43 protein-coding genes are annotated in these 23109 nt (G+C 38.6%); 39 read left to right on the top strand and 4 right to left on the bottom strand.

The features are described 5' to 3' along the window. Positions 1-599: 599 nt before the first annotated feature. Together PCY12_RS04245 and PCY12_RS04250 are read right to left on the bottom strand one after the other, a co-directional pair. Entirely contained in the window at positions 600-1631 is a 1032-nt protein-coding gene (locus PCY12_RS04245) for an Abi family protein (RefSeq protein ID WP_301351724.1), read from the bottom strand. Between the two features lie 152 nt (positions 1632-1783). After that, positions 1784-2590, bottom strand: a complete 807-nt coding sequence (locus tag PCY12_RS04250) for a S24 family peptidase (protein ID WP_301351725.1) — start codon at positions 2588-2590, stop codon at positions 1784-1786. Positions 2591-2753: 163 nt separating this feature from the next. Here PCY12_RS04250 and PCY12_RS04255 point away from each other — a divergent pair, with 163 nt between their 5' ends. The 5 genes from PCY12_RS04255 (at position 2754) to PCY12_RS04275 (ending at position 4140) form a co-directional block, all read left to right on the top strand. After that, complete coding sequence (locus tag PCY12_RS04255; RefSeq protein WP_301351728.1) at positions 2754-3029, top strand: hypothetical protein; 276 nt, start codon at positions 2754-2756, stop codon at positions 3027-3029. 268 nt (positions 3030-3297) lie between these two features. Beyond that, complete coding sequence (locus tag PCY12_RS04260; RefSeq protein WP_166727863.1) at positions 3298-3456, top strand: hypothetical protein; 159 nt, start codon at positions 3298-3300, stop codon at positions 3454-3456. 15 nt (positions 3457-3471) lie between these two features. Then, a complete protein-coding gene (locus PCY12_RS04265; RefSeq protein WP_001166514.1) occupies positions 3472-3681 on the top strand; it encodes a helix-turn-helix transcriptional regulator in 210 nt (69 codons plus the stop codon). 117 nt (positions 3682-3798) lie between these two features. Then, a complete protein-coding gene (locus PCY12_RS04270) occupies positions 3799-3984 on the top strand; it encodes a helix-turn-helix domain-containing protein (RefSeq protein ID WP_000274132.1) in 186 nt (61 codons plus the stop codon). A gap of 15 nt (positions 3985-3999) precedes the next feature. Next, positions 4000-4140 (top strand): hypothetical protein, encoded by a 141-nt coding sequence (locus tag PCY12_RS04275; protein ID WP_301351729.1) that lies wholly within the window; start codon positions 4000-4002, stop codon positions 4138-4140. Here the strand turns inward: PCY12_RS04275 and PCY12_RS04280 are convergent. Further along, on the bottom strand, positions 4106-4285 hold the full coding sequence (locus PCY12_RS04280; protein ID WP_301351732.1) for a hypothetical protein: 180 nt from the start codon (positions 4283-4285) through the stop codon (positions 4106-4108). The genes PCY12_RS04275 and PCY12_RS04280 overlap by 35 nt on opposite strands. A 106-nt stretch (positions 4286-4391) precedes the next feature. On the opposite strand from PCY12_RS04280, the gene PCY12_RS04285 reads away from it, so the two are divergent. Then, entirely contained in the window at positions 4392-4589 is a 198-nt protein-coding gene (locus PCY12_RS04285; protein WP_301351733.1) for a hypothetical protein, read from the top strand. 115 nt (positions 4590-4704) lie between these two features. On the opposite strand, the gene PCY12_RS04290 is transcribed toward PCY12_RS04285, so the two are convergent. Then, positions 4705-5361, bottom strand: a complete 657-nt coding sequence (locus PCY12_RS04290; RefSeq protein WP_301351734.1) for a hypothetical protein — start codon at positions 5359-5361, stop codon at positions 4705-4707. A 53-nt stretch (positions 5362-5414) separates the two neighbouring features. Between PCY12_RS04290 and PCY12_RS04295 the strand changes: the two genes are divergently transcribed. The 33 genes from PCY12_RS04295 to PCY12_RS04450 all read left to right on the top strand — a co-directional run bounded on the left by PCY12_RS04295 (position 5415) and on the right by PCY12_RS04450 (position 23057). Beyond that, entirely contained in the window at positions 5415-6122 is a 708-nt protein-coding gene (locus PCY12_RS04295; RefSeq protein WP_301351735.1) for an ORF6C domain-containing protein, read from the top strand. Positions 6123-6130: 8 nt separating this feature from the next. Next, the gene (locus PCY12_RS04300; RefSeq protein ID WP_000389589.1) at positions 6131-6274 is read left to right on the top strand and encodes a hypothetical protein; all 144 of its coding nucleotides are present in this window, start codon (positions 6131-6133) and stop codon (positions 6272-6274) included. A 103-nt stretch (positions 6275-6377) separates the two neighbouring features. After that, positions 6378-6668, top strand: coding sequence for a hypothetical protein (locus tag PCY12_RS04305; RefSeq protein WP_020903598.1), 291 nt, complete (start codon positions 6378-6380; stop codon positions 6666-6668). An 11-nt stretch (positions 6669-6679) separates the two neighbouring features. Next, a complete protein-coding gene (locus PCY12_RS04310; RefSeq protein ID WP_301351736.1) occupies positions 6680-6994 on the top strand; it encodes a hypothetical protein in 315 nt (104 codons plus the stop codon). A 12-nt stretch (positions 6995-7006) separates the two neighbouring features. After that, on the top strand, positions 7007-7348 hold the full coding sequence (locus PCY12_RS04315) for a hypothetical protein (RefSeq protein ID WP_301351737.1): 342 nt from the start codon (positions 7007-7009) through the stop codon (positions 7346-7348). Continuing rightward, a complete protein-coding gene (locus PCY12_RS04320) occupies positions 7339-8223 on the top strand; it encodes a phage replisome organizer N-terminal domain-containing protein (protein ID WP_301351739.1) in 885 nt (294 codons plus the stop codon). The genes PCY12_RS04315 and PCY12_RS04320 overlap by 10 nt, the downstream gene beginning before the upstream one ends. Then, positions 8223-8417: a hypothetical protein gene (locus tag PCY12_RS10310; protein ID WP_367316711.1), complete on the top strand. Its 195-nt coding sequence runs from the start codon at positions 8223-8225 to the stop codon at positions 8415-8417. Before PCY12_RS04320 ends, PCY12_RS10310 begins: the two co-directional genes overlap by 1 nt. Beyond that, positions 8417-8644 carry a hypothetical protein gene (locus PCY12_RS04325; RefSeq protein ID WP_301351740.1) on the top strand — a complete coding sequence of 76 codons (228 nt, stop codon included), beginning with the start codon at positions 8417-8419 and terminating at the stop codon, positions 8642-8644. Before PCY12_RS10310 ends, PCY12_RS04325 begins: the two co-directional genes overlap by 1 nt. Positions 8645-8767: 123 nt before the next feature. Continuing rightward, positions 8768-9295, top strand: coding sequence for a DUF1642 domain-containing protein (locus PCY12_RS04330; RefSeq protein ID WP_301351742.1), 528 nt, complete (start codon positions 8768-8770; stop codon positions 9293-9295). After that, a complete protein-coding gene (locus tag PCY12_RS04335) occupies positions 9295-9633 on the top strand; it encodes a hypothetical protein (RefSeq protein ID WP_301351744.1) in 339 nt (112 codons plus the stop codon). The genes PCY12_RS04330 and PCY12_RS04335 overlap by 1 nt, the downstream gene beginning before the upstream one ends. Before the next feature lie 340 nt (positions 9634-9973). Further along, positions 9974-10234, top strand: a complete 261-nt coding sequence (locus PCY12_RS04340) for a DUF1372 family protein (protein WP_301351746.1) — start codon at positions 9974-9976, stop codon at positions 10232-10234. Then, positions 10231-10632 carry a hypothetical protein gene (locus PCY12_RS04345; protein ID WP_301351748.1) on the top strand — a complete coding sequence of 134 codons (402 nt, stop codon included), beginning with the start codon at positions 10231-10233 and terminating at the stop codon, positions 10630-10632. Before PCY12_RS04340 ends, PCY12_RS04345 begins: the two co-directional genes overlap by 4 nt. 8 nt (positions 10633-10640) lie before the next feature. Continuing rightward, positions 10641-11132, top strand: coding sequence for a DNA-binding protein (locus tag PCY12_RS04350; RefSeq protein ID WP_301351749.1), 492 nt, complete (start codon positions 10641-10643; stop codon positions 11130-11132). Continuing rightward, positions 11129-11302 (top strand): hypothetical protein, encoded by a 174-nt coding sequence (locus PCY12_RS04355; protein WP_301351751.1) that lies wholly within the window; start codon positions 11129-11131, stop codon positions 11300-11302. The genes PCY12_RS04350 and PCY12_RS04355 overlap by 4 nt, the downstream gene beginning before the upstream one ends. A gap of 46 nt (positions 11303-11348) precedes the next feature. Then, positions 11349-12212 carry a prohibitin family protein gene (locus tag PCY12_RS04360; RefSeq protein ID WP_301351753.1) on the top strand — a complete coding sequence of 288 codons (864 nt, stop codon included), beginning with the start codon at positions 11349-11351 and terminating at the stop codon, positions 12210-12212. Positions 12213-12257: 45 nt separating this feature from the next. Further along, complete coding sequence (locus PCY12_RS04365; RefSeq protein ID WP_301351755.1) at positions 12258-12683, top strand: DUF1492 domain-containing protein; 426 nt, start codon at positions 12258-12260, stop codon at positions 12681-12683. A gap of 84 nt (positions 12684-12767) precedes the next feature. Next, a complete protein-coding gene (locus tag PCY12_RS04370) occupies positions 12768-13334 on the top strand; it encodes a tyrosine-type recombinase/integrase (protein WP_006154871.1) in 567 nt (188 codons plus the stop codon). Between the two features lie 165 nt (positions 13335-13499). Continuing rightward, a complete protein-coding gene (locus tag PCY12_RS04375; RefSeq protein ID WP_301351756.1) occupies positions 13500-13706 on the top strand; it encodes a hypothetical protein in 207 nt (68 codons plus the stop codon). After that, complete coding sequence (locus PCY12_RS04380) at positions 13703-13999, top strand: HNH endonuclease (protein WP_218757073.1); 297 nt, start codon at positions 13703-13705, stop codon at positions 13997-13999. The genes PCY12_RS04375 and PCY12_RS04380 overlap by 4 nt, the downstream gene beginning before the upstream one ends. Positions 14000-14117: 118 nt before the next feature. Next, a complete protein-coding gene (locus tag PCY12_RS04385; RefSeq protein ID WP_000393461.1) occupies positions 14118-14456 on the top strand; it encodes a hypothetical protein in 339 nt (112 codons plus the stop codon). After that, the gene (locus PCY12_RS04390) at positions 14453-16093 is read left to right on the top strand and encodes a terminase TerL endonuclease subunit (protein ID WP_301351758.1); all 1641 of its coding nucleotides are present in this window, start codon (positions 14453-14455) and stop codon (positions 16091-16093) included. The genes PCY12_RS04385 and PCY12_RS04390 overlap by 4 nt, the downstream gene beginning before the upstream one ends. 101 nt (positions 16094-16194) lie before the next feature. Further along, the gene (locus PCY12_RS04395; RefSeq protein WP_138704235.1) at positions 16195-16929 is read left to right on the top strand and encodes an HIRAN domain-containing protein; all 735 of its coding nucleotides are present in this window, start codon (positions 16195-16197) and stop codon (positions 16927-16929) included. An 80-nt stretch (positions 16930-17009) separates the two neighbouring features. Continuing rightward, the gene (locus tag PCY12_RS04400) at positions 17010-18158 is read left to right on the top strand and encodes a phage portal protein (protein ID WP_301351760.1); all 1149 of its coding nucleotides are present in this window, start codon (positions 17010-17012) and stop codon (positions 18156-18158) included. Then, entirely contained in the window at positions 18139-18861 is a 723-nt protein-coding gene (locus PCY12_RS04405; protein ID WP_138704236.1) for a head maturation protease, ClpP-related, read from the top strand. Before PCY12_RS04400 ends, PCY12_RS04405 begins: the two co-directional genes overlap by 20 nt. 19 nt (positions 18862-18880) lie before the next feature. Then, entirely contained in the window at positions 18881-19996 is a 1116-nt protein-coding gene (locus PCY12_RS04410) for a phage major capsid protein (protein WP_301351761.1), read from the top strand. A 13-nt stretch (positions 19997-20009) separates the two neighbouring features. After that, complete coding sequence (locus PCY12_RS04415) at positions 20010-20300, top strand: phage gp6-like head-tail connector protein (RefSeq protein ID WP_301351762.1); 291 nt, start codon at positions 20010-20012, stop codon at positions 20298-20300. After that, on the top strand, positions 20293-20481 hold the full coding sequence (locus PCY12_RS04420; RefSeq protein WP_301351764.1) for a hypothetical protein: 189 nt from the start codon (positions 20293-20295) through the stop codon (positions 20479-20481). Before PCY12_RS04415 ends, PCY12_RS04420 begins: the two co-directional genes overlap by 8 nt. Continuing rightward, complete coding sequence (locus tag PCY12_RS04425; RefSeq protein ID WP_301351766.1) at positions 20468-20857, top strand: phage head-tail adapter protein; 390 nt, start codon at positions 20468-20470, stop codon at positions 20855-20857. The genes PCY12_RS04420 and PCY12_RS04425 overlap by 14 nt, the downstream gene beginning before the upstream one ends. After that, a complete protein-coding gene (locus PCY12_RS04430) occupies positions 20850-21248 on the top strand; it encodes a hypothetical protein (protein ID WP_301351768.1) in 399 nt (132 codons plus the stop codon). Before PCY12_RS04425 ends, PCY12_RS04430 begins: the two co-directional genes overlap by 8 nt. Then, positions 21248-21628 (top strand): hypothetical protein, encoded by a 381-nt coding sequence (locus PCY12_RS04435; protein ID WP_301351770.1) that lies wholly within the window; start codon positions 21248-21250, stop codon positions 21626-21628. The genes PCY12_RS04430 and PCY12_RS04435 overlap by 1 nt, the downstream gene beginning before the upstream one ends. A 22-nt stretch (positions 21629-21650) precedes the next feature. Next, positions 21651-22235: a major tail protein gene (locus tag PCY12_RS04440; RefSeq protein ID WP_301351772.1), complete on the top strand. Its 585-nt coding sequence runs from the start codon at positions 21651-21653 to the stop codon at positions 22233-22235. Positions 22236-22284: 49 nt separating this feature from the next. After that, complete coding sequence (locus tag PCY12_RS04445) at positions 22285-22578, top strand: hypothetical protein (RefSeq protein ID WP_301351773.1); 294 nt, start codon at positions 22285-22287, stop codon at positions 22576-22578. A 248-nt stretch (positions 22579-22826) separates the two neighbouring features. Beyond that, complete coding sequence (locus tag PCY12_RS04450) at positions 22827-23057, top strand: hypothetical protein (RefSeq protein WP_301351774.1); 231 nt, start codon at positions 22827-22829, stop codon at positions 23055-23057. Positions 23058-23109: the final 52 nt, after the last annotated feature.

Here is a 23109-nt window from a genome sequence, read left to right on the forward strand (position 1 = left end):
AAACCTCCTGTTAACTATTTGAACAATAGAACAAGAGGCTACTAGTAATTTTATTTTCATGCTCAAGGCATATTCGAGTTATCTCATGACTCTTGTTCATCCAGTTTTTTTAACAGGCTAGGAAAAGCCCTATTAGACACCACGGATTTGTATTGTTCATCTTCATTATAAGCTAAACTTCTTTTTCTGTCATGAGTTAGCAGGCTCTGCCTGCTTAGAGTTTTTTTATCATAAAAAGTCCTTTCTTTTCGATTGCTTGCCCGCATAGTTGAAAAGGTGTAGAACTTATGATAAACTATAGGTGTATTTTTTTATCATCTTTTCCATTACTTGCTTGATGGAAAGTTTAATCCTCACACTCAGAAGTTTGCCGATGGAGAGTGTGGGGATTTTTTTGTTTAAATTCAACAAAAAACGGTAACTAAATTTATAGTTACCGTTTCTGCGTGGCAGCTTGTGCCAACCAGATTATTTGCACTAGGATTTCTCCTAGGTTAGTAACTATATATTATCAAATATATATCATTTTGTCAAAAATGGAAAGTTGAGTCCTCACACTGAAAGTTTGCCGTTGGAGATTGTGGGGATTTTTTTATTTTCTATTTTTTAAATATATTTTTTATAGCATGCCACAGGTATCTCCAACGGTAATTTTTGTGGAAATTACGATGCCTTTGTAAATCTGTTTTTAGAACATCTTTTGGATATCCCATTTCGCTGGCTAAAACTAGCCAATCTGAGGGGTATGATGCGTCATGCTCCTTTATAGAATAGAGACATAGTTCTAATAAGTTAAAGCCTTCTTTGTTATCAAATAAGGCTAAAGAATGGAAGAAAGTATATAAATCTCTTTGCCCTTTACCATTTCGGTAATCAGCCGGTGTTATCTTTATTTGGTTATGAAACTTTTTGTGGTAACTTAGACTCGCACTTGCTTTATAATTAAACATGCGTCCACCATGAGCAGCACGATTTCTGAATGCTAATATTAAATCTAGTATTTCTATAAATAAAGTTTTATCTGCTGGTGTTAGTTGAGAGCTAGAAAGACCTGTACAAAGAGAAATAATCTTGTCTTTTTGTGGACCTTTTAGGATTTTAATAAAATTGGTGATATTTCCTAGTGTTGTTTCTTTAAAAAGTATCCATGGAGGTATGTGCTTATGTTTGATTCGATAAGAGTTTAAAGGCTCTACAGGTCTATTGGCTGCGATGTCTTTAAGCATATCCAGAAGAAAATCTCTTTGATATTTTTTGTGTTTACGTTGAAATTTCCCTTTATTGTAATTTTTTCTATCCAGATAATCTGATTCTAAAATACCAAAATCTTCTGCTAGAGTATAAGCTAGGGCTGTTCTTAGAGATAACTCTACTTCCAAAGTCGCTTGCATGACCAAACTTCTGATTTGTTTGTCAAGATTATAAAGTGAAACAAGGTGTTCAAATGTTTCCTTTTCTAAAAATGTTTCAACTTTTTTGGATGAATCAAGTAAAAAAATCTTGTATCCATTTACTATTTCGTAATAACCGTAGTTTCTGAGAGCAAAGTTAGCTGCTTTTCTATCTAAAATAGTTAAGTTTCTATTTTCTAATATTTTAATTTGTTTATTAAAATCGGAAAAAGGTTTCATTTTTTCTCCTATAAAGCACGAAAGAGCCTCAATAATGTATTGAGACTCTTTCGGTAGGATGCATCGGGCATCCGGACCAATTCGTATAAATACATTATAGAGTCTTTTGTTATTTTTGTCAAGCAACTATTTCCAAAATGGAAACAGTTGGTTTATTTCTCTCTATACACGCTGACAACTTCCCCGATAGTGCGGATATCGTTGCTTTCGTCTAGATGTATATCAGCACATTCAGGGTTAAGGCTTTCAAGATATCCCTGACGCAGTTTCTTGACATAGTTAGCGCCGTCTACTTGGAAGATACCGATGGTGTTATAGTCAACCTGTGGGGTATTCTTGATAAAGAGGTAGTCACCATTTTTTATCTTTGGCTCCATAGAGTTGCCGACGACATAAGCGATAGCATCGTAGTCGTCTGGGATTTCATCATCATAGAATGAAACCTCCATATCTAAATCGTCGTCCTGCATCGAGCCACTACCAGCAGAGACAACCCCAGTAACACGTCGGTAAGTAGTCTGTCTGTAGTCGTCCAGTCTGATGATGTTTTCCGATACTTCGTTTTTCTTCGTTTCTTCTTCGTTTTGCTCTGTGTACATCTCGCCGTTTGCTTTTTGTCTCTCCAGAAGCTCCTCAGAAGTCCGTAGGACGATTTTTTTATTATCTGGGGTTAATTGTACCACCTTGTCCGTTATCTGCTGTGTGAGCGAATCTGGGGACGCTGTGGGGGTGTCTGCTTTACGAATAGGTGGAAATAAATCGTCAATGGTTACGCTGAGAGCAGAGGATATTTTAAACAAAGTATTCTTTTTAGGAGTACGGAAACCTTTTTCATAGTTTGCTATAGTTGTATCCCCCATATCCACTAAAGTAGCTAATTCTTTTTGTGTTAATCCACGTTGCAACCGATATTCTTTTATTTTTGTACCAATGTATATAGCTAATTCTTTGTCAGTCATATATTTCTCCTGAGTGTTTTCTTAAGTAGATTATAACAAAATATTCACGGAAAGAAAAGTTTTTTTGTTTTTTCGCAAAAAAACTGTTGACACTTCACGAAAAGTGAGGTATAATATAATCAAGCTTAAGGAAATAACAAAAAACAAACCGGAGGGAAATAACATGAATACATTAAACGAGAAAGCAATCAACATCTTTAAAGCAGTAGCTAAGGAAACTTTAATCCAAGGCACTTACGAGGAAAACTTCCTTTACAGCCAACTTGAAGCATTCTGTACTAACTGCCGTCAATTCGCTTTTGGATGGACAGAGTTAGCAGAAGAGATTGAACGTCAAGAGCGTTACCTTCTCGATTCTGGTTTCACTCAAGAGGAAATCGATGACATTCGTTTTGATGCAGCATTTGCAGGAATGTTTGATAAACTAAATGTAGCCTGATTGGTATCACCAAGGTTCGAATCCTTGGCAGGTTGTTGCTCCAAGAGCAAAATAAAACAGGAGGTGCAGCCAATGAGGCGACAGGAACAAAGACCTAAAAAAAGAGAATTCGGCTTAAAAATCCAAATTCTCTGGTTCAAATTCGAACTTCACTACTCAATAGAGTGGTAGAAGTTTACAAGGGGCTGACCTAAAGCCCCTCCCCTTTAAAGGGGTACTGTCATTGTATCATATAGGCTGTATCTCCTGCAAGAAAAAGGAGAAAAAAATGGATTGGAAAAAATTCTTGTTTGGTAACTTTGATTACGAAAAGATAAATCAAGACAATCATGCAAAAACTTCCTTGGAAATTCGAGGTGGACTTATTCCGAGTATATTGTTCTGGTCTGGTATTATCGTACTAATTTTATATTTAATTTTCAGATAGGGAGGTGATTATGGTTTGCAAATTCTTTTATATAAACTGAGGAAGGAGAAAAATATTTCTCAGAAAGAAATGGCAGATGTTATCGGAAAAAGCGAGAATAGCTATCGTAACAAAGAATTAGGTAAACAAGATTTTAAACTGAGTGAAATGTTCAAAATCGCCCATTATTTCGGTAAAGAATTGGGCGATATATTCACACCTCAGACTTCACGAAAAGTGAAATAAAACACCTAAAATCAAAAAAGGTCAAACTTTTTTCAAAATCGATAGAATAATTCTATCAAAACTGTTGACAAGTACCAACAGTTTTGAAAAGACCTATTAGTAGAAAGGAAAAAGTCAATGTATGGAGCGAAAATGAGGGAGCTGAGAACGGCTCAAAAGCTGGGCTTGCGTGAGCTTGCCAAGCGAACCTTGATAGACTACACGACCTTGTCACGGATCGAGAACGACCTGAAGGCGGTGACGCTGTCGCAGGCGGTGGTCATTGCTAAGGCGCTAGGGTGTAGGGTAGAAGATATGTTGTAGGAGGAAGGAGAGGGGATGCTAAAACTGAATATCTCTTTAAGAAGTACGTCTGTAGATGAAGCTATTGAAAAAATAGCTCGCATTAAAGAAGCACATCCAGAAGATGTGCTCCAAATAGATGTTACGATTCTGGATGATTATCTTTTAAGTTCGTAACAGTTTCATAGAATCGCTTGTAGAATTGTTCAATGGCTTCTTCTGTTAATCCAGATTTTGGAACACTTTGTGCAACTCGAATATTAAAGTGTTCGACGGTAATTTTTGTAAGTTCTAAAGCGATTTCTTTGTCAGATAGTGTCATTACATCACCCCCTTTCTGATTTTATTATAGCAAAAAGGGGAGAACAATAGAAAGGAAGACAGTGGGAAACTATTTTAACACTGGGGAAAGTAAGAAGAGGAATAATATGAACAACGCAGCGCAAAAAGTAACACGGATTGACAAAGATGCCTGGGAGATTGCTGCAGAGCTGGCGAATGAGTACGGAGTATCTATTTGTAACATCATCAGCGAGAGCGTCCGCTACTGTGCAGAGAATGCCGAATTTAAGGAGATGGACGTTGTCGTTAAACGATTGGTAATCGGCAGTAAGGTGCTGGAGTAGGAGGAGAAGATGAATGAACTCGAAAAAAAAGCCCTCAATGAAGTATTGAGGACCGTTAGACTTATAAATGAAAAAGTTGCTGAGATTGGGGAACTGCAAAGTCAACAAGAGCTAGCTATTTCTTATCTTCGGGGAATAATAGACGGTTCTGTGTCCGATTAATCGTCTTTCCAGCTCGTCTAATAATTACCTTACCGCCATGCGATGTTTTAAAATCAAAATCATGCGTGTGTACGAGAGGAGAATAAGACTGTTGCTTTTCTAACAGATTTAGTATCTTGTTTAGCTTTTTAGTTATTTTATCATCAAGCTCATCTAATGTAACGCTTTTATCAATACGACTTTCAGGCATTTCGAAGTTTTCAAAACTTAGTATTTTAGATTTCAAATTCTCTTTAGACTCTTCAATTTTTGCCACATCGGTATCGTAGAATACGGTACGAGTCGTCATAACATCAAAAGGAAGATTTCCTCCTACTTTTATGATTGGGACTAGTGGAAGTTCAAGCGCCTGTCTGAAACCTAACTCGTAGAATGCGTTGGGATTATGGTCTGTCATATCTGCTATAACCATAGGAGCAGTTTTAAGGTAATTGATAATTGTAGTGTTGATGTTGTCAACCGCATTGACGTGGTCAACACGTACAGGCTTATAACCAAGGTCTTCACAAACGGGGGCGATAAGATATTTATATACATTGTCAGCTCGCTCTCTGGTAGGTGTTCCAGATTCGCCAATAGCAGTTACAATAAAACAAATTTTTTCAGTCATTTTTTTCTCCAATCGTTTTTATTTTCATTATACCAAATTTAGAAAGGAATACTATGAACGAAATTTTTAATTTTTACGGACAGGAAGTCCGTACTTTGACAATTGATGACGAGCCTTGGTTCGTCGGGAAAGATGTGGCGGATATTCTGGGGTACCAAAATGGTAGTCGAGATATTAATCGTCACGTAGATGATGAAGACCGTCAAAACTACCAAAACGGTACTTTTGGAAATAGAGGTGTTACTGTTATCAACGAATCTGGTCTCTACTCTCTTATCTTATCCAGCAAGTTGCCTCAAGCAAAAGAGTTCAAGCGCTGGGTGACATCAGAGGTTTTACCAGCTATTCGTAAGCAGGGCGGATTTATCCGCGAGGATTTGGACGAGGATGCCTTTATTGCTCTCTTTACTGGTCAGAAGAAATTGCGTGAGCAACAGGCGACCATGCTAGAAGATATTGACTACCTCAAGAGTGAGCAACCGATTCATCCAAGCTATGCTCAGTCGCTCCTGAAGAAGCGCAAGGCTAGGGTTGTGGCATGCCTGGGTGGTATTGATAGCCCAGCTTATGCGGATAAGATTTTTGCTCAGTCGGTATTTAGACAAGCTGAGATTGATTTCAAAGATCATTTCAATATTAGTCGCTATGACCTGCTACCCAAGAAGCATGCGGATGCCGCTCTTGCTTACTGGATGACATGGGAGCCAAGCACTAATACTAAAATGAAGATTATGGAACTGAACGCTTTTAGTCAAGCGTAGGGGTAGGCATGGAAGATAAAATCATCGAACTTGCTGATTACTTCATCAGCGAATCCACAACGTACAGAGAAGCTAAAATAGCGTGTGAGAAGCTATTAAAACAAGTCAGCCATGAGATAGAACTCAGGGCGATGGAAAGTAAGACAGTTTGACAACAACGCAAAAAAGCACCTAACGAAGTCAGGCGCATACTTAAATAATTAAAGCCATTATATCACAAAAATGCTTGCCCGCATAGTTGAGAGGATGTAGAAAATGGAAGGTATCACGTTACAATTACGATTGGACGGCGAAAGTGCTGAATTGTTCACCAATCAATTATTGGCCTTTGCTGAAAAGCAGGTCAAGGAGCAGTTAGAGAATGATCGCATGCCAATCAATCAACAAGCTTTGATGAAGAAGTTTGGCTTCACTCATGGCTATATCAAAAAGTTAGAACGTAAAGGATTGAGATTTCGTAAGCAAGGAAAAGATATTATGTATGATGTCAATGATGTTTATGAGATTTTGGAATTAGAGAAAGAAGTACGAAAATTAAGAGCGTAAGGAGAAATAAGATGTTTGAACCACCGATTTTAGACCAGTTAATGGGTGTTGGAGCCTTGCTGATTGGATTTGCAGGGGCTTATCGTCATATCAAACTACAAGAGGAGCGTAATGAAAAAGAGAGACAAGAAGAGCAAGAATTTGCGTCTATGATTATTAAAGGCTATAACCATGCTTACGAACGTGGTAGAGAGGCAGAACGTCAAGAAATCCGCAAGAATATTCGTCGTCCGTTCAAGGGCTTCACCTACGACAATGAACCGCCTGTAGGCTTGCGTCCTGAACCATTAGCATTGCCAGAACCTAAAATGCACATCTTGAAGTGAGGAGGTCAGGAAATGGAAAGATTGATTCAATGGCTGGATGATCAGATTATGTATATTAAAGAAGCGATAGAAAGGGGATCAGCTACAAGACATGCTATTACGATTTGGGAATATGATCATAAAAATCTATTACTAGTCAAAGAATACATAACTGACTATGAAAAATTAACCAAGGACTATGAAAAAATTGTTAAGGACTTTGAAAAACTAACAAAAGACTATCATGATGTGATCTCTCAAAATCGTCTGCTCAAGCTTGAAAAACTAGAGTTAGAAGGTAGGCACATCTATGAGGATATGCGGATGAAGTACCGCGCTAACCGTAGGAAATGGGGTGTGAAATTATGGCGTTAAAAAACAAGCGGTATTTCTGGATCCAGCTTGCTCAGGACTTCTTTAAGTCAAAGGAGATGAAACTACTTCGCAAGATTGCTGGCGGAGATACACATACCATCATTTATCTCAAAATGATGTTAATTAGCTTGGAAGACGGAGGGCATATTTACTATGATGGACTTGCAGACAATCTAGCCGAAGAAATCGCTCTTGTCATTGACGAAAATGTTGAAGATATTAAAATTACATTGATTTTTTTAGAAAGCAAAGGATTGTTGACTAGAAAAAATGACAGGGACTATTTCTTAGAGCAAGTTCCTGAGATGGTAGGTAGTGAAACAGCAACTGCCAGAAGGGTTCGCAAGTTTCGAGAGAACAAACAGGCGTTACAATGTAACACCGATGAAACAAAGTGTAACGGAGATATAGATATAGATAAAGAGATAGATATAGAGATAGAGAAAGATATAGATAAAGATAAAAATAAAAATCCAGTCGAGCTCATCGTGGAAGAATATCAATCTCGTATTGCTCCGTTAGATGGAACTCAATTTGAAATCTTGAAAGAGTTCATCATTTTGGATGGAATGGAAGCGAAAGTTGTTCTGAAAGCAATTGGTTTTGCTGCTGACAATGGTAAACGGAATTTTAGTTATATTAAAGCAATTTTGACGAATTGGAAAAAAGACGGGGTCTTGACGATTGCAGCAGTCGATGAACGTGAGCGAGCCTACAAAGAAAGTAAAATCAAGGGTCAGTCAGAGAATCAAAAATCAAATGTTCCTGAATGGTCTCAACCTAACTATGTGAATACCACGAGCGAGGAGGACAAGGAAGAGCTTGAAAAACGGAAACGTGAATTACTTGAAAGGCTTGAGAATAGAGGTGGCTGATGTTTATTTTAAGACATGGGACAAGAGAGGATAAGCCGTTTCTGAGGTCCGTGGTTATCGGAGTGACTGGATTGGACATTTCATGTTCTGAGGAGAAGAAAGCCATGCGGTTTGTTTCTCGGGCGGCTGCCGTACAGGTTGGAAAGGCTTTGAGGGGTTCCTTTGGGAACTTTTACCCTGTTGAGCTGGAGTGATGTTAAATCTCTACTTCGTCTACAACGGGCACTGCAAGTTTTACCTTGGGACGTTTGACAATGTGGATGAACTTATCGAACAGATGAAAGATCATCAGTGGGCTTTCTCAGGTATTACCAGACCAAAATTCAAGAAACACATCGGAAAAGACGATGTACGTTTTGATTATGGTGCGGTAGATTGCTATTACTTAGCAACAAAATCAACGTGCCGCGAACCACGTTAAAAGCGAGCTAGAATATACGTCAGACTTGGACGAATGACGTATAAAGAATTTGCTAGCTCTTGTGTCTTTGAGCCATGAGGGGCAAGAGCTGGATTTTTTAAAAACAAGTTGGAGGAAGCGAAGATGAATAAGCAGGAATTGATTGATTATTGTAACGTCTTAAAAGAAAGTAAAGGTAGATTTATCAATTGTATTGATGTAGACAGAATCATCAATACAATCAAACAACTAGACGAACCCAAACAGGTCAAAGTTAAGCCGTTTGTGGCGGATTGGTATGAAGAGAATAAGGATGATTTTGAAACAAGTTTGTTTCAATGTATCTATGAGCTTTTTAAAAAGCGTAATGATAGCGAGCTAAATGAATTTGAAAATTGGGTAATTGATGAAAATACCAAACCATTTAAAACCCTCGTCAACATGCACCAATTTGGCTACGAGGTCGAGAAAGAGAAGCGGTATCTTGTGAAGATGAAAGGTATGTCCGAAGAGAATACATATTTGACATTTAGATTTGGCCATACGTGGATGCTAAGCAATTTCGAAGAGTGCAAAGAATTTCGCTTGCACCACACCCGCAAACAACTCGAAGAAGCTGGCCTCGGCTGGGTATTTGATTGCCCAGGGATTGAGATTGAGGAGGTTGAGTGATGAGTTATGATTTGGAAATCTTAGGAAAAATAGAAAACGGACAATATATTTGTATCGATGAACCTAGATATAGTTCTCCAACTTACAATCTTGGAAAAATGTTTAGGGTGGCTATGGATTGGGATTTCGACCAAGGCACAATTTACAATATCGCTGATGTTTTAGATAACATTCAACGTGGTATCTCTGAATTAGAACGGTACCCTGAAAAGTATGTGCAGTATGAACCTAAAAATAGATGGGGAACAGCCAGCGATGCATTGGAGGTTTTAAAGTCATTGAAAGAGTGTATTTTAGAACAAGATATTGACGCTAAGTATTTATATGTGAGGTGGTAAATTGAAACGACCAAACAGATACCCGTACACTAAAAACCAATGGGTTGAAGAAACCGTTGATCACTATACATATAAAAGCGATATTTGCTATACAAGTCACATTTTAGAAAATAGACTTACTGGAGAAATTAAGAGCAAGGAGGTGTGGTGATGCAAAGATACAAGCAACGATTACACAAGATCTACATGACCATGTCGAAGCCGTAAAAGAATATGGTGGTTATAGAAGCATATCAGAAGTGGTCAATAAAGCACTTGAAAAGTTAGTAAATGAACATACCGACAATGAAATATATAAATATTATTTGCAAAAAGTAAGAGATGGAAGAGAGGTCACAGATTGAAACGATTCATAGCTATCTGGATTCTTCTATCTGCTGGACTAAACATCTGGCAGATGGACAGGATTGCAGAACTAGAAAAGAAAAAGCCGATGGTTATCTACAAGGCTGATAATGCAGGCGCTGAGATATTCGGTAAAGTCGTCGAGAAAGGACGACATGGAAAGCTATACACGCTAACGATACGTGATTACGGTGTGTTCGTGGTTACGAAGGAAGTGTATGATAAAGTGAAAGTTGGGAATGAGGTAAGAATATGAATTATAAAGTGACAGTCGATGGCAAGGAAATCGAATACGGTGCATTGGTTGAAAAATCGCGTTTTTCAGAAAAAGAATGGTCTGCTATTTATGCGGAAATCGTAAAACAAAATCAGCCAGAAGTTTTTGAAAGCAAGAAAGCAGATACTGACTACATAGATGTATTTGGTGCTCTAATTGCTCTTGAAGAGCGATATGAAGCATTGCTTGAGCTATTACCTCAAGATCAGTTCTCTTACGCTGGCACACATCCAAAATGGGTAGCTGATGCAGTGGCAGAGAACACGCTGAATAAAGAGGACACAATGCTAGATGTGTCGGATTTGATTGGACGATGTGAAACTCTGGAAGAATTGAAGAACGAACTGACAGAGTATTTTGATTTAGAAGAATTGTAGGAGTTATCATGAACACACTAGAAAATGTAAAACAATGGTTTATTGACCGTGATTTAGAAAACGGTGGACGGTTAGACAAGCAGTCACTTAAACTTAGCGAAGAGTTCGGTGAACTATGTTCAGGCTATCTTAAGAAGAACGAGCAACTGACCAAGGATAGTATCGGAGATTGCGCAGTCGTGATTGTCGGTTTGGGATTGTTGAGCAAAGTGGATGTGGATAGTATTTTTGAAGAGTCGAAGAATGTTAGAAAGAACGATATTATGACATCATTCGCGTACGCAAATACATGTATTAGCAACATTCAAACAGAACAACATCTGAAACTTATGACCTTACGTATAAAATCATTGACTCTATTGATTGGTCATCTAAAATCAATCAGTAAATCGCTAGGTTATAGCTTCGATGAATGTTTTGAGTTAGCATACCAAGAAATCAAAGACCGCAAGGGTAAATGGATAGATGGTTCGTTCGTCAAAGAGGAGGATTTGGTATGATACCGAAATTTAGGCTGTGGAATAGAATTACATCACAATTACATCTTGTTGATGGATTATACTTCGATGATAAAGAAGCTGAATATGTAGATGATGATAACGTACTAAGATTTATTGGCTTTAAAAACATCGAACTCATGCAATCAACAGAGATGGTACAGGTACAATAACACTAGTTTTTGATGGGAAAATAATTTAAAAAAAGGAGTAAAAACAATGTTTACACGATACAATCATGAAACAGGAAAAACGACACTCACAAAACTTGCTAAGGGCGGTATCATTACAGTTGCAGCTGTTGCTTCACTTGGTATTTTTCGTCTCACGGCCGTGAAGCTTATCCCGGCTAATACAGTTGGAGTTAAGGTTAGCGCAATTGGAGGTGTGCAAGAAAATACCATGCAAACAGGATATCATCTAAAAATGCCATTTATTGACAAAGTCTACACCTTATCTACATCTGTTCAAACAAAAACAATGGAGAAAATCACGACTCAGACAAAAGACGGTCAATGGTTGAATACAAATATTGATGTGAAATATCGTATCAATAAGGAGAAAGCTATGACGGTATTCTCTAACTACACTACCTTGGAAACAGTAAATGATAGTGTAGTATCTCCAGCAGTTCAACGTGCTATAGAATCGGTAACAGGTAATTATGATATCTATGATGTGCTGGGTGACAAGCGTAATGAAGTTTATGAAGCGATTGATAAGGCTCTCAAAGAAAAATTTGAGTCTTACGATTTGGAGTTTGTATCATTTACCATCACAGACCAAGATGCAGGAGACGAGATTGAAGCAGCAATCAAAAATGAATCTGTAAAACAAAAAGAAATTGATACTGCTAAACAGGAACAGGAAAAAGCTAAAGTTGAAGCCGATACCAAGAAAGTTCAAGCTCAAGCTGAAGCAGACGCAGGCATCATCAAAGCAGAAGGTGAAGCCAAGGCCAACAAAGCTAAGTCAGATTCAATCACAGATAATCTTATCCGGATGAAAGAAGCAGAAGCCAGAGAGAAGCATGGCTGGGTCACTGTTAACGGTGCAGGTAGTGTGATCACGAATCATGAGTAAAAATTATCAATTTGGTAAAAATAAAAACATGTCAGGAGGTAAGATTTGGCAATAGACATCAAAAAAAGATTGAAGGCTTTGCCTTATATCGATATCAAAGCTAAGTCAAAGCACCAAGAAATCATCAGTTTGAAGTCAGGTATTTTACGAGGGCAGCAGTTCGACAGCATGCCAAAATCAAAAAGTAATAAGAATCAAACTGAAGAATTGAATGTGTTGATTATTGACAAGTCAGAACAGCTATATAAAGAAATCAAACAAATGTACCACGAACGTGACGAACTCGTTCAAGCGATTGAGTCGCTCGATGATCCAGTGGAAAACATCGTGATGCGATTATTGTACATTGACGGATTATCTTGGAAAGAAGTTCAAATAAAACTAAATTGTAGCCCTGCCACCATCCAACGAGCAAAATATAAAGCGTTACTAAAATTATCTAAAATGTATGATAAGAATGATAGCAAATGATAATTTTAATGTGGTAAATTAGTATCATGAAGAATAGCAGAGAAAAACCTCTGCTTTTTTTGCATTAAAAGGAGGTGAGGATATGTGGTAGTTGTTGAACCAATCCGAAATAGAGATGATGTTCAGCTTATGATTGAATGGCTGACATTGCATAGCGCAGTCAAAGAGTCAGATAGACAACGTAACCTCATGCTCTTTTTGTCTGGTGTTAATCTGGGTTTTCGTATTGGCGATATTGTTAAACTTAAAGTAAAGCACGTTAAAGGCTGGCATGTCCAGATTGTTGATGAAAAGACAGACAAGCCAACCAAACGAAAGATGCCAAAGAAATTCAAGAATGCTATGCGACAGTACATCAAAGACAAGAAAGATGAAGACTTCCTCTTTCCAAGCCGAAACGGAAAGCACCAGCACATAAAACCTAACACAGCTTATAAAATCATCAAGAAAGCCGCTGAAGAAGTTGGTCTAGAAAATATAGCGACTCACTCGATGAGAAAAACCTTTGGCTTATTCATGTACGAACAAACCAAGGATGTCGCTCTGATAATGGACCTACTGAATCACTCAAGCCAGAGTATTTCACTTCGGTATATCGGCAAAAATCAAGATTCACAAGACAGAGCCATGACGAAATTTCAGGGCTTTTAATTTTTTTATTTTAACATCAATTCATTGTTTTAAGGTTATGATGATTTCATTTCGCGCATGCAAGATAAACGCTTGATAAAGCTGAGTTAAAACTCATGTAGCGAGTTCACTAGAATATGTAAAATAAGGAATTGAGAGAGTAAAAACAAAGGAGATTGAACAGTTATGAAAGGTATTATTAAAAGACTTTTTAATAAAAGAGCGACTAAACAGAAACCATTAGGAAAAATTGTAGCTGGAGTCGAAATTGAAAATTGCTCAGAATTAAAAGAGTTAACTCAAGAATATTGTGAAGCAATCAAACACTTGAACAATTGCATTGACAAGCTAAATAAATTTGAGCTCAAAGTATCAACATCAATAATCAAATGATTGAAGTTTCAACTCGAGAAGAACGAAACCAGTTTTACAATTCCAGCGAGTGGAGAACTATAAGAAGGCAAGCACTTAAACGAGATCATTACGAATGTGTATGGTGCAGGGATGAAGGTAAGGTCACGACTACTAACTTGGAAGTTGACCACATCAAGGAGCTAGAGTTCTATCCAGAGTTCGCTCTTGACTTAGATAATCTTAGAACACTGTGCAAAGCATGTCATAATAAGAGGCATAATCGTTTTGATAAGAATGACAGAAATTTCCGAAAAGATGAATGGTGGGGTTAGGTGAATGAACCTTAGACACCCCCCGGTCAAAAAAATCGGAAATTTTCAAAGATGTCGGTAAGCGGTCTGCACTCGACTGTCCAAATTTTTAACAAAAAATTAAAGGGGGTGGGGGGTAATGGAAGAATACTCGGAAAAAAATATAAAAGAATTAGAAAATCAGCTACTTTCTAAAATCGGCTATTTCAGTCCTAGAAAAAAGGATGCGATTCAGTATGAAAAAGTCAATCGCTATCTTTATCTTGTCCGGCTGCTTTATGAGCTGAAAGCTAAACTTCATGAAGACGGATTGGTCATCACTGTTCACAATGGACAACAGAGATTCCAAAAAGCGAATTCTCTCATCAAGGAAATCAACACAACCAGCAATCAGCTTTTGGCTATTGAGCGATCGTTTGATTTTGAGGTTGAAAATTCTCCTGTTGAGAAACCGACGTCTGGAAGTGACCTGCTATGATTTCTCATCCGCTGGTTGATGACTACATCAAAATGGCCGAACGTGAAGAAATTGTCGTCAACAAGGAAAGGAAGTTGCTGTTTAAAATCATCAAGGAGAAAATCTATCCTCGTGATGATTTGTATTTTGATAATGACTTAATTGACAAGTTCATTCGGTTTGCGGAAAAGAATTTTTTCCCTCTGGCCAAGTATCAGCTTTTCTTGACTCCGTTTATCTTTCTTTTTCGGAAGGAAGACGGGGAGCCGCACTTCGACGAGTATCTATACACACTTGCTCGTGGGGGTGGTAAGAATGGTTTTATGTCGGCGAGATCCTCGTTTTTTATCAGCCCTATCTATCCTATCAGAGATTATGATGTGACCATCACTGCTAACTCTGAGAAACAGGGTAAGGTTTCCTTTGAGGAAGTCTATGAGACTATTCAAAGGCGTGGTCTTGAGGACCATTTCTATCTAACTAAAATGTCTATCACAGGTCGAGCGAACAACTCGGTCTTTTCTTTTCGGACGAATAATCCGAAGACCATGGACTCGGCTCGAGATGGTTGTCTTGAGTTTGACGAGATCCACCAGTTTGAAGATGATAAGGCCGTGAAGGTTCAAAGGTCTGGTCTTGGGAAGATTGCGCATGCTCGGACTTTCTACAACGGTACGAATGGGTATGTGCGTGAGGGATTTTACGACAAGTTGATAGAGAAGTCTATGCAAATCTTGAATGGAGAGGTTGATGATTTCAGGCTATTCCCTTTTATCTGCAAGCTAGACAATGCGGATGAAGTGGATGACATGAAGAACTGGCCAAAAGCTAATCCGATGTTGGATGAAAGCACGCCTTACGCTAAGAGATTGCTTGCTCGAACCAAGGCTGACTATGATGATCTTGAGCTGGAGCCGTCTGGTCGCCAGGAGTTCATGACTAAACGGATGAATCTTCCTGAAGCAGACCTTGAGAAAGATGTGACGACTCGTGAAAAATTACTTGCTTGTTTACGTTCGCCTAGTATTGACTTATTGGGTAAGTCCTGTGTTGCAGGATTTGACTATGCTAGTATTCGAGATTTTGCGAGTGTTGGTTTGTTGTTTAAGAATGGGGATGAGTTTATCTGGAAACAACATTCATTTGCTCGTAAAGCGTTTTTGAAAGCTTTCAAACTAAAAGCCCCTATTCAGGAATGGGCAGATAGAGGTTTGTTTACGATTGTGGACGGTCCTAGCATTGATCCGCGGTTGTTGGTTGCGAAGCTGGAGGAATGGAGTAAGTTTTATCAGATTGAGCTTGTGTGTGCAGATGGTTTCAGAATGGACTTGTTAAAACCTCTTTTGGAAGAGGCTGGTTTTGAATATGAGTTCTTGCGCAATCCTGGGGCTATTCAATCCAAGGTTGCACCAATAATTGAAGACGGATTTGCCAATGAACGGTTTGTCTTTGAGAATGATAACTCTATGATTTGGTATACGGATAATACCTATATCAAAGAGGACAGGGATGGCAATAAGCGTTTCTTGAAGAAAGAGCCTGTCAGAAGAAAGACGGATGGTTTCCATGCCTTGATTGCTGCTCTATACAAACGTGAGCTTGTACATGAGTCAAACGTTGGGAAATTCCTTGACATGTTAGAGGATTGGGAGTTTTAGGTAATGACATTATTGTAATTGAATGTAGCTCTGTTTTTTGATATACTAATTCTGATATTTAATGCAATATTATTTTGCTAGTAGGATTAGGAGATGGACGAATGAACAGACAGGAACAATTACTTGAATTAGAGAATGAAATAGCTAAAGCAAATAAGGAAATTGATAATTTAAAATCAGGTATGACTCCTGGTCAGATGATTTCAGTGATTTTTCTTTTTATAAGTATTTTTATGATTTTTATACTTTCTGGTTTTTTTGTTAAATTCTTTGGTTTTATATTAGCTTTTCTGTCCATCTTAGGAATAATTGGTGCTTCTAATCAAAAAAGCGAGAGAGTTAGTTGGTTGGAACAATGTTGTATAGACTTGGAATGTGAAATAGAGAAAAAGAAACAAGAGTGGTTAGAAGAGGATATAAAACCAAAATCTGATTCAGGTAAAAAAACTGATAATAAGCAAGAGTTCACAGATAAAGAAATTGAAAGTGGTCTTGTTTGGAAACGAAGATTTACCGTTGTGGGGACTTTTTATCGAGATTCTGGAGAAGTTCCTTTTTATAAGTTACAAAAAGATTTAGATCATTTAGAAACGGTTAAAACAAATAATTTTCAATTTAAACCAGAACCAGACAATCCTTATCATGGTAATGCGATAAAAGTAATAGTTGAAGGTTATTTTGTTGGTTATGTACCTAGAGAGTTAGCAAATCAACTTATCCATTATATGGAACCGTCTAAGTATAGGACAGAGGGTTATGTAAGAATATCTAAGGTAAGCCTAAAACGAGGTAAAGAAATAAAATATGCAGTTGTTCCTAAAATCTACACTAAATAGTAGTTTAAAGCACTAGAGAAATCTAAGTGCTTTTAATTTTGGGTGGGTGGTCGGCAAAAATAAGAGGAAGGAGGGGAAGCATGGGGTTCTTAAATTTATTTAAGCGTGATGCGCCTGATGTTGGTTTTGATTTTGAAGAGTTGGAACGAATGTTGGGGCGTTTGCAGTTAAAGAGTTTAGCGATTGATAAGTCGGCGGAGTTTGTGGCTCGTATTTTTGCTAAGTCGGAATTTCGATATATGGTGGAGAATCATCATGTGGTGTCAGACTGGGATTATATTTTAAATGTACGTCCCAATAAGAACGAGTCGGCCTCAGAGTTCTGGCAGAAGGTCATTTATCGCTTATTGACGAAAAATGAAGTACTCATTGTTTTGTCTGATGATAAGCAGTTACTGGTAGCTGATGCTTTTACTCGTAGGCGTTATGCTCTGTATGATGACACCTTTGAGATGGTGTCTGTCAGGGATTATACATTTCAGAGGAAGTTTGCTATGAGTGATGTCATCTTTCTCCAGTATAATAACAATCGCTTGCAAGAATATGTATCTGACTTGTTTTCTGATTATGAAAAACTGCATACTCGTCTGGTGGAAGCTTTAGCTAGAAATAATCAAATTCGTGGGGTTCTAGCTACAAAAGCGAATGGAACCTTTGACGATGACAAGAGAAAGAAACTGCAGAGATATGCGGACAATCTTTTTAAGTCCTTTACGTCTAAGACGGTTGCCATTGTACCGACAATGGATGGTGTGGAGTATTCGGAGTTGACCAATACGGTAGGAACTTCAAATTTATCAGTTGAAGAATTGAAAAAACTGAGACGTCAATTTGATGATGAGGTTGCGGATATATTAGGTTTGCCGACGGCTTTGATGCATGGAGATATGGCTGATTTGTCTAATAGTCAGAAGATGTTTAACAGTTATTGTTATGAATCGCTGGTTAAAAAAGTAGGTGATGCTCTAAACCATGCTATTGTGAGCTCGGCTGGATACGCCAATCAGAAAAAATTTGTGATTTTTGGCGAGGGTGGACTGGATAAGTTTGCTCTGGCTGAGAACATAGATAAACTCATCTCATCTGGGGCTATGACTCGAAATGAGGTGAGATTGGAACTTGGTCTTGAGGCTGTTCCTGGTGGGGATTCTTTCCTTATCACTAAGAACTATCAGGGCGAAAACGAAATAGAGAAAGGAGGAAATGAGGATGACAATCATTCAGATTAAGGGAGCGATTGTATCCAATGATGACCGCTGGTTTTATGATTGGCTAGACATGGATGCAACTGCTCCTAAGGATATTGTACTGCCGACGACGGGAGAAGATGTGGAGGTGCACATCAATTCTGGCGGTGGTGATGTGTATGCTGGTAGTGAAATCTATACGGCATTGCGTGCTTATCAGGGGCATGTGACGGTAAAAATCGTGGGAATTGCTGCTAGTGCTGCAAGCGTCATCGCTATGGCTGGTGATCAGGTGGAAATTAGTCCTACAGCGCAAATCATGATTCATAATGTATCTGCTGGTGTGCGTGGTGACCATAAGGCGCTCTTGCATGAGGCTGGTGTGTTGGAAGGTTTTAATAAGTCAATTGCGAGTGCTTATATGGATAAGACTGGTAAGGCTTTAGATGATTTGTTGGAACTAATGGATCGTGAAACGTGGTTTGATGCTCGTTCTGCTGTTAATCATGGCTTTGCAGATAAGGTCATGTTTGAAAGTCAAGAAGCTCCTGTGTTGGTAGCTAGTCAGACACCTGTGATTCCTCGTGATTTTATCGAAAAAATCCGAACTGCGATGACACCAGATTTGGAGTTATTGGCAGACTTGGTTCGTGATAGGTTGAATAATAACTCATCTATTCTAGAAGATAAGAAAAAAGAAGACAAGACGACTGAACCTGTGGGGTTGGGTCGTTTTCCATTTTAAGAAAGGAAATAAAAAAACAATGATGAAACTTGGTAATGAATTTACAACTGCTCGTCAGAACTTTATGAATGCAGTAGAAACTGGTGCTCCTATGGAGGAGCAAAATAAGCTCTATAACGAGATGATTGAAGCATTGACAGATAAGTTGCAAGACGACGCTAGAGAGGCTGCTCGTAAAGAAATCGCAACTATGAATCCATACGATGCGCAGTTGACTGCTGAAGCTCGCGAATTTTTCAACAACATTGAGAAACTTCCTCCTGCAGGGATTGAAAAGTTCTTCCCTCAGGAAACAATTGACCGGATCTTTGAAGATATGGTGGCGGCTCGTCCCCTTCTTCAACACATCGGCTTGCGTAATGCAGGCATTCGCTTAAAATTCCTCAAGTCTAGTCGTTCAGGGCAAGCGGTTTGGGGTAAAATCCATGGGGAGATTCAAGGTCAGCTTAAACAAGAGTTTGCTGAAGAAGAAGCGATCCAGTCTAAGTTGACTGCTTTTGTTGTAATCCCTAAAGACTCTGAAAAATTTGGTCCTGCTTGGTTGCAATCTTATGTCTCTATTCAAATTACAGAGGCCTTTGCTGCTGCTCTTGAAGCTGGTTATTTGAATGGTGATGGGGACAACAAGCCTATCGGGCTATCTCGTACTCTTACAGGTACTGCAGAAAGTGAAAAAGTAACTTATGCTGAGAAACAGGCTCAGAAAAAACCATTGACTTTCGCAGACTCTGCTACCGTGGTAAAAGAGTTGACGGAGGTTTATAAATACCATTCTACAAAAGCTGACAATACCACTCCTGTTGCAGTAGAAGGTAATTTGGTTATGGTAGTGAATCCTGCAGACGCTTGGGATGTGAAGAAGCAATATACGTCTCTCAATGCTCAGGGTGTATATGTAACAGCGATGCCTTATAACCTCATCTTGGTTGAGTCTGTTGCTCAAACTTCTGGTAAGGTGACGACGTTTGTCAAAGGTCGCTACGATGCCTTTGTAGGTGGTGGTATTGAATTTGGACGATTTACCGAAACCTATGCTTTAGAAGACTTGAATCTCTACACTGCTAAGCAATTTGCTTATGGTAAAGCGCATGATGAAAAGACTGCTGCTGTGTGGACACTGAGCATTGCAAAATAAAAGGTGACGAAGGATGGAGACTGAAGCTAAACTTCATTCCCTCCTTATTCCTTTTAAGGAGCGGATGAGAATTTTTCATAGCGGAGAAGATGCGAATCTCTCAAGGATGTTAGAAAGTTCTCAAATGGTTATTACCCGCTTGGTAGGAAGTGGGAATATACACGATCATCAAACAAGGGAACTCATTTTAGAACGTGCTCGCTATGTCTATAATGACCAAGTTGAATTTTTTTATGAAAACTTTAAAGCGGATATTTTAGCATTATCGTTAAATGGGATAGAAATGGAGGATAGTGATGATTAAGGTATTAAAAGAGTTTTATGACCTCAAGGAAGGAGTCGTTAGGCAAGTCGGAGAAAGTTTTGAAGCGACAGAAGAGCGATTTGCTGAGCTAAAGGAACATTTACCTGACTATGTCGAGTTGGAAAAGTCGTCCAGAAGTCGTAGCTCTAAGGAAGTAGTGAGTGTAAATGACCAAGAGTGAGGGACCAAGCTATCGCTATAAAAAGCCTGAGGCTCAAAATGGAGACCTAAGAACTCCCTTGACTTTCTATACTTCTAAGGTTAAAGAGGGGGTTGATGGTCGTGATATGAGTTACGAGAAGGTTTTTTATACGATGGGTCAAATTTATTCTCCCAGTATGAAAGACTTTGAGATTGCGACTGGAAAAGCGATGAAAGCTAAGATGACTTTGAAAATTCGTGACCCTCTGACAGATTATCAGCCTGACAGTCGGCATTTTGTCGAAGTGGGGGATATCCGTTTAGTTGGTAAGAAATGGCAGATCATTGATGTGCGTCCGGATTATGATAATAGGGATTTTTTGATAGTTATTATCGGAGGTGGTCGTGATGTCTAGTGGAGCTAATCTGAAAGGATTTGATGATATTTTGAGGAATATTGAGGCTCGACTAGGAGAGCCAGTAGTTCGTAGAAAGGTCAATAAGGCTTTGAAGGAGACGGTTGAGGAGTTTGAGCCAACTTTCAAACAGGCTATAGCGGTGTACGCTGACACTGGGAAGACGGTTGGTGCGGTCGTTCATGGAAATGTGACTGGTACATCCAGCGGAGTTCCAATGGTTAAATTAGGTTTTAAAAGTCCTCGTTGGACTCTTATTCACTTAAATGAATTTGGCTATGCAAAGAATGGGCATCCTCGTGGCTTCGGTATTATGCGTCGCTTTTTTGAAGGCAGTAAACCAGTCTTCAAATCCAAAGTTGGCATGAAGTTAAAACAGGAGTTTTTGTAATGATTAAGGACAAATTAACTGAACTCTACAACGCTTTGGAAGAAGATGAGTCTTTATCTGGTATCAGCATCAAGTCATTTGAACGTCCTGAAACTTTGGGAGATGACGAGACCAGTATTGTCATTATTCCTGTCGGACCTCCAATGCAAACCGCTCATGGTAGTAATACTAGCCTGGCAAAGACTTTTCTCTATCAAATCAATGTAGAGTCTACTAATCGATTGGAGTGTAAAGAACTCCAAGGAAGAATTGAAAAAATAATGGAAGATCAGGGATTTTATCAGACCGAAGGTGGTCTGGAACAATGGATTCCTGATATCAAACGCTATGTAGATGCTCGGACCTATAAAGGTCAGAGTGCTCTATACGAAGAATACTAAATGAAAGAAAGAGGTGCTATAAATGGCATTAGTTGGTTTTAAACGTATGACAATTCGTGTGTTGGATGGTAACGCTACTCCAACGCTCGGACAAAACCTTTTCGTAATCGAAGGTAAAACTGGTGAGGGTGCAACTCGTACTGCTAAAATTTCTGGTCTTGCAAGTGATCCAATTAAAACGTATGGGAGCGATATTGCTTACCATGTTTCAAATCGTGGTGTTGGAGATGTGAAGATGGAAATGACTGCAGTTGATATTCCTTCTACAGTGCTAGCTAAAATTCTGGGTCATCAGGTCAAGGATGATATTATTGGAATTGGTGCTGAAACAGTCTCACCATTTTGTGCAGTGATGCTTGAATCTAAGACTGCAAATGGAACTCAAGCACAAGTAGGATTTTTCAAGGGTCAGTTCTCTATGGATGCTGAGGAACTTGAAACTCTTAAAGACAAACAAGAAGAACTTCCAGATGATAATTTGAGTTTTGCAGCAATCGCAAGTGATGATACAGAAACGAAAGGTTTATATTACATCAAATATATCGGTAAGGATGAGGAAAAGCTCAAAAAGTTCAAAGGTCAGCTTAAAATGGTTGCTGCAGGGTAAGAAGAGGGTGCAAGCTCTCTTTTTCTCTTTTTTCTAGAAAGGAAAGTATATGGCTAAGGTTAAATTTACAATCAAAAATGACAAGGGAGAAGATGTCCTAAAAACGAGCAAGGAAATCACAACTCGTGATTATCGTGATTATTTGGTCATGAACGACTCTTTGACAAGTGATTTATCTGAGGTAGAGAAGCTTGATAAGCAACTGGGATTTATTGCTAGTTTATTTGATGATGTGACAGTAGAACAATTGCTAGAATATACAGATTTTGCAAAAGTTATTTCTATTTTTACAGAAATCTATTCTCACCTGGTGGGTGATGTAGACCCAAAGGGAAAGAGCTAGCACCTGGGCAAGCTATTCAACGTTTTTATGGATTTATCAAGCAAGTTACAGAGGGTCCTTATGGTATGAGTATTCGTGATGTGATGGATACTAGCTGGGAGGACTTGATGGGGGTCTTGGGAACAATGGAAACGAGTGAACAAGAAGAAGTGCTTGACTTGGCAGATTTTTTAGAGAGTCTATAAGTCATTGCTTTACAAATAGGAAAGGTAGGCATATAATAGAGCTATATAAGGGAGGTGGAAGAAATGTCTCGAAAAGAAAAGGCACGCAAGCGATTTTGGTTTTGGTTTACCATTTTTATCCTTTATCTTGCTTTTGGCTTGTATTGTATTTGTACAAATTTTGGAGATACCTTGGGCATGCTCTTGCTATCACCCTTTATCTTTGCTTCCTTGCCACTCTATGCTTATCTATTTCTTGGTTTGTTTATCTGGGCTTTTATGAGCCTGGCGATGGATGATTTTTATAAAGAATGATGAAAAGTCCGTAAGGGCTTTTTTCTTTGCTCTGAGGAGTTAGGAAGGAGAA

The organism is Streptococcus sp. SPS1 (genome assembly GCF_030439915.1).
Taxonomy (GTDB): domain Bacteria; phylum Bacillota; class Bacilli; order Lactobacillales; family Streptococcaceae; genus Streptococcus.

Bases quoted from the DNA above. Each gene is read 5' to 3' on its own strand.
- PCY12_RS04245 (WP_301351724.1), bottom strand. From the start codon at position 1,631: ATGAAACCTTTTTCCGATTTTAATAAACAAATTAAAATATTAGAAAAT.
- PCY12_RS04250 (WP_301351725.1), bottom strand. From the start codon at position 2,590: ATGACTGACAAAGAATTAGCTATATACATTGGTACAAAAATAAAAGAA.
- PCY12_RS04255 (WP_301351728.1), top strand. From the start codon at position 2,754: ATGAATACATTAAACGAGAAAGCAATCAACATCTTTAAAGCAGTAGCT.
- PCY12_RS04260 (WP_166727863.1), top strand. From the start codon at position 3,298: ATGGATTGGAAAAAATTCTTGTTTGGTAACTTTGATTACGAAAAGATA.
- PCY12_RS04270 (WP_000274132.1), top strand. From the start codon at position 3,799: ATGTATGGAGCGAAAATGAGGGAGCTGAGAACGGCTCAAAAGCTGGGC.
- PCY12_RS04275 (WP_301351729.1), top strand. From the start codon at position 4,000: ATGCTAAAACTGAATATCTCTTTAAGAAGTACGTCTGTAGATGAAGCT.
- PCY12_RS04280 (WP_301351732.1), bottom strand. From the start codon at position 4,285: ATGACACTATCTGACAAAGAAATCGCTTTAGAACTTACAAAAATTACC.
- PCY12_RS04285 (WP_301351733.1), top strand. From the start codon at position 4,392: ATGAACAACGCAGCGCAAAAAGTAACACGGATTGACAAAGATGCCTGG.
- PCY12_RS04290 (WP_301351734.1), bottom strand. From the start codon at position 5,361: ATGACTGAAAAAATTTGTTTTATTGTAACTGCTATTGGCGAATCTGGA.
- PCY12_RS04295 (WP_301351735.1), top strand. From the start codon at position 5,415: ATGAACGAAATTTTTAATTTTTACGGACAGGAAGTCCGTACTTTGACA.
- PCY12_RS04300 (WP_000389589.1), top strand. From the start codon at position 6,131: ATGGAAGATAAAATCATCGAACTTGCTGATTACTTCATCAGCGAATCC.
- PCY12_RS04305 (WP_020903598.1), top strand. From the start codon at position 6,378: ATGGAAGGTATCACGTTACAATTACGATTGGACGGCGAAAGTGCTGAA.
- PCY12_RS04310 (WP_301351736.1), top strand. From the start codon at position 6,680: ATGTTTGAACCACCGATTTTAGACCAGTTAATGGGTGTTGGAGCCTTG.
- PCY12_RS04315 (WP_301351737.1), top strand. From the start codon at position 7,007: ATGGAAAGATTGATTCAATGGCTGGATGATCAGATTATGTATATTAAA.
- PCY12_RS04320 (WP_301351739.1), top strand. From the start codon at position 7,339: ATGGCGTTAAAAAACAAGCGGTATTTCTGGATCCAGCTTGCTCAGGAC.
- PCY12_RS10310 (WP_367316711.1), top strand. From the start codon at position 8,223: ATGTTTATTTTAAGACATGGGACAAGAGAGGATAAGCCGTTTCTGAGG.
- PCY12_RS04325 (WP_301351740.1), top strand. From the start codon at position 8,417: ATGTTAAATCTCTACTTCGTCTACAACGGGCACTGCAAGTTTTACCTT.
- PCY12_RS04330 (WP_301351742.1), top strand. From the start codon at position 8,768: ATGAATAAGCAGGAATTGATTGATTATTGTAACGTCTTAAAAGAAAGT.
- PCY12_RS04335 (WP_301351744.1), top strand. From the start codon at position 9,295: ATGAGTTATGATTTGGAAATCTTAGGAAAAATAGAAAACGGACAATAT.
- PCY12_RS04345 (WP_301351748.1), top strand. From the start codon at position 10,231: ATGAATTATAAAGTGACAGTCGATGGCAAGGAAATCGAATACGGTGCA.
- PCY12_RS04350 (WP_301351749.1), top strand. From the start codon at position 10,641: ATGAACACACTAGAAAATGTAAAACAATGGTTTATTGACCGTGATTTA.
- PCY12_RS04355 (WP_301351751.1), top strand. From the start codon at position 11,129: ATGATACCGAAATTTAGGCTGTGGAATAGAATTACATCACAATTACAT.
- PCY12_RS04360 (WP_301351753.1), top strand. From the start codon at position 11,349: ATGTTTACACGATACAATCATGAAACAGGAAAAACGACACTCACAAAA.
- PCY12_RS04375 (WP_301351756.1), top strand. From the start codon at position 13,500: ATGAAAGGTATTATTAAAAGACTTTTTAATAAAAGAGCGACTAAACAG.
- PCY12_RS04380 (WP_218757073.1), top strand. From the start codon at position 13,703: ATGATTGAAGTTTCAACTCGAGAAGAACGAAACCAGTTTTACAATTCC.
- PCY12_RS04385 (WP_000393461.1), top strand. From the start codon at position 14,118: ATGGAAGAATACTCGGAAAAAAATATAAAAGAATTAGAAAATCAGCTA.
- PCY12_RS04390 (WP_301351758.1), top strand. From the start codon at position 14,453: ATGATTTCTCATCCGCTGGTTGATGACTACATCAAAATGGCCGAACGT.
- PCY12_RS04395 (WP_138704235.1), top strand. From the start codon at position 16,195: ATGAACAGACAGGAACAATTACTTGAATTAGAGAATGAAATAGCTAAA.
- PCY12_RS04400 (WP_301351760.1), top strand. From the start codon at position 17,010: ATGGGGTTCTTAAATTTATTTAAGCGTGATGCGCCTGATGTTGGTTTT.
- PCY12_RS04405 (WP_138704236.1), top strand. From the start codon at position 18,139: ATGACAATCATTCAGATTAAGGGAGCGATTGTATCCAATGATGACCGC.
- PCY12_RS04410 (WP_301351761.1), top strand. From the start codon at position 18,881: ATGATGAAACTTGGTAATGAATTTACAACTGCTCGTCAGAACTTTATG.
- PCY12_RS04415 (WP_301351762.1), top strand. From the start codon at position 20,010: ATGGAGACTGAAGCTAAACTTCATTCCCTCCTTATTCCTTTTAAGGAG.
- PCY12_RS04420 (WP_301351764.1), top strand. From the start codon at position 20,293: ATGATTAAGGTATTAAAAGAGTTTTATGACCTCAAGGAAGGAGTCGTT.
- PCY12_RS04425 (WP_301351766.1), top strand. From the start codon at position 20,468: ATGACCAAGAGTGAGGGACCAAGCTATCGCTATAAAAAGCCTGAGGCT.
- PCY12_RS04430 (WP_301351768.1), top strand. From the start codon at position 20,850: ATGTCTAGTGGAGCTAATCTGAAAGGATTTGATGATATTTTGAGGAAT.
- PCY12_RS04435 (WP_301351770.1), top strand. From the start codon at position 21,248: ATGATTAAGGACAAATTAACTGAACTCTACAACGCTTTGGAAGAAGAT.
- PCY12_RS04440 (WP_301351772.1), top strand. From the start codon at position 21,651: ATGGCATTAGTTGGTTTTAAACGTATGACAATTCGTGTGTTGGATGGT.
- PCY12_RS04445 (WP_301351773.1), top strand. From the start codon at position 22,285: ATGGCTAAGGTTAAATTTACAATCAAAAATGACAAGGGAGAAGATGTC.
- PCY12_RS04450 (WP_301351774.1), top strand. From the start codon at position 22,827: ATGTCTCGAAAAGAAAAGGCACGCAAGCGATTTTGGTTTTGGTTTACC.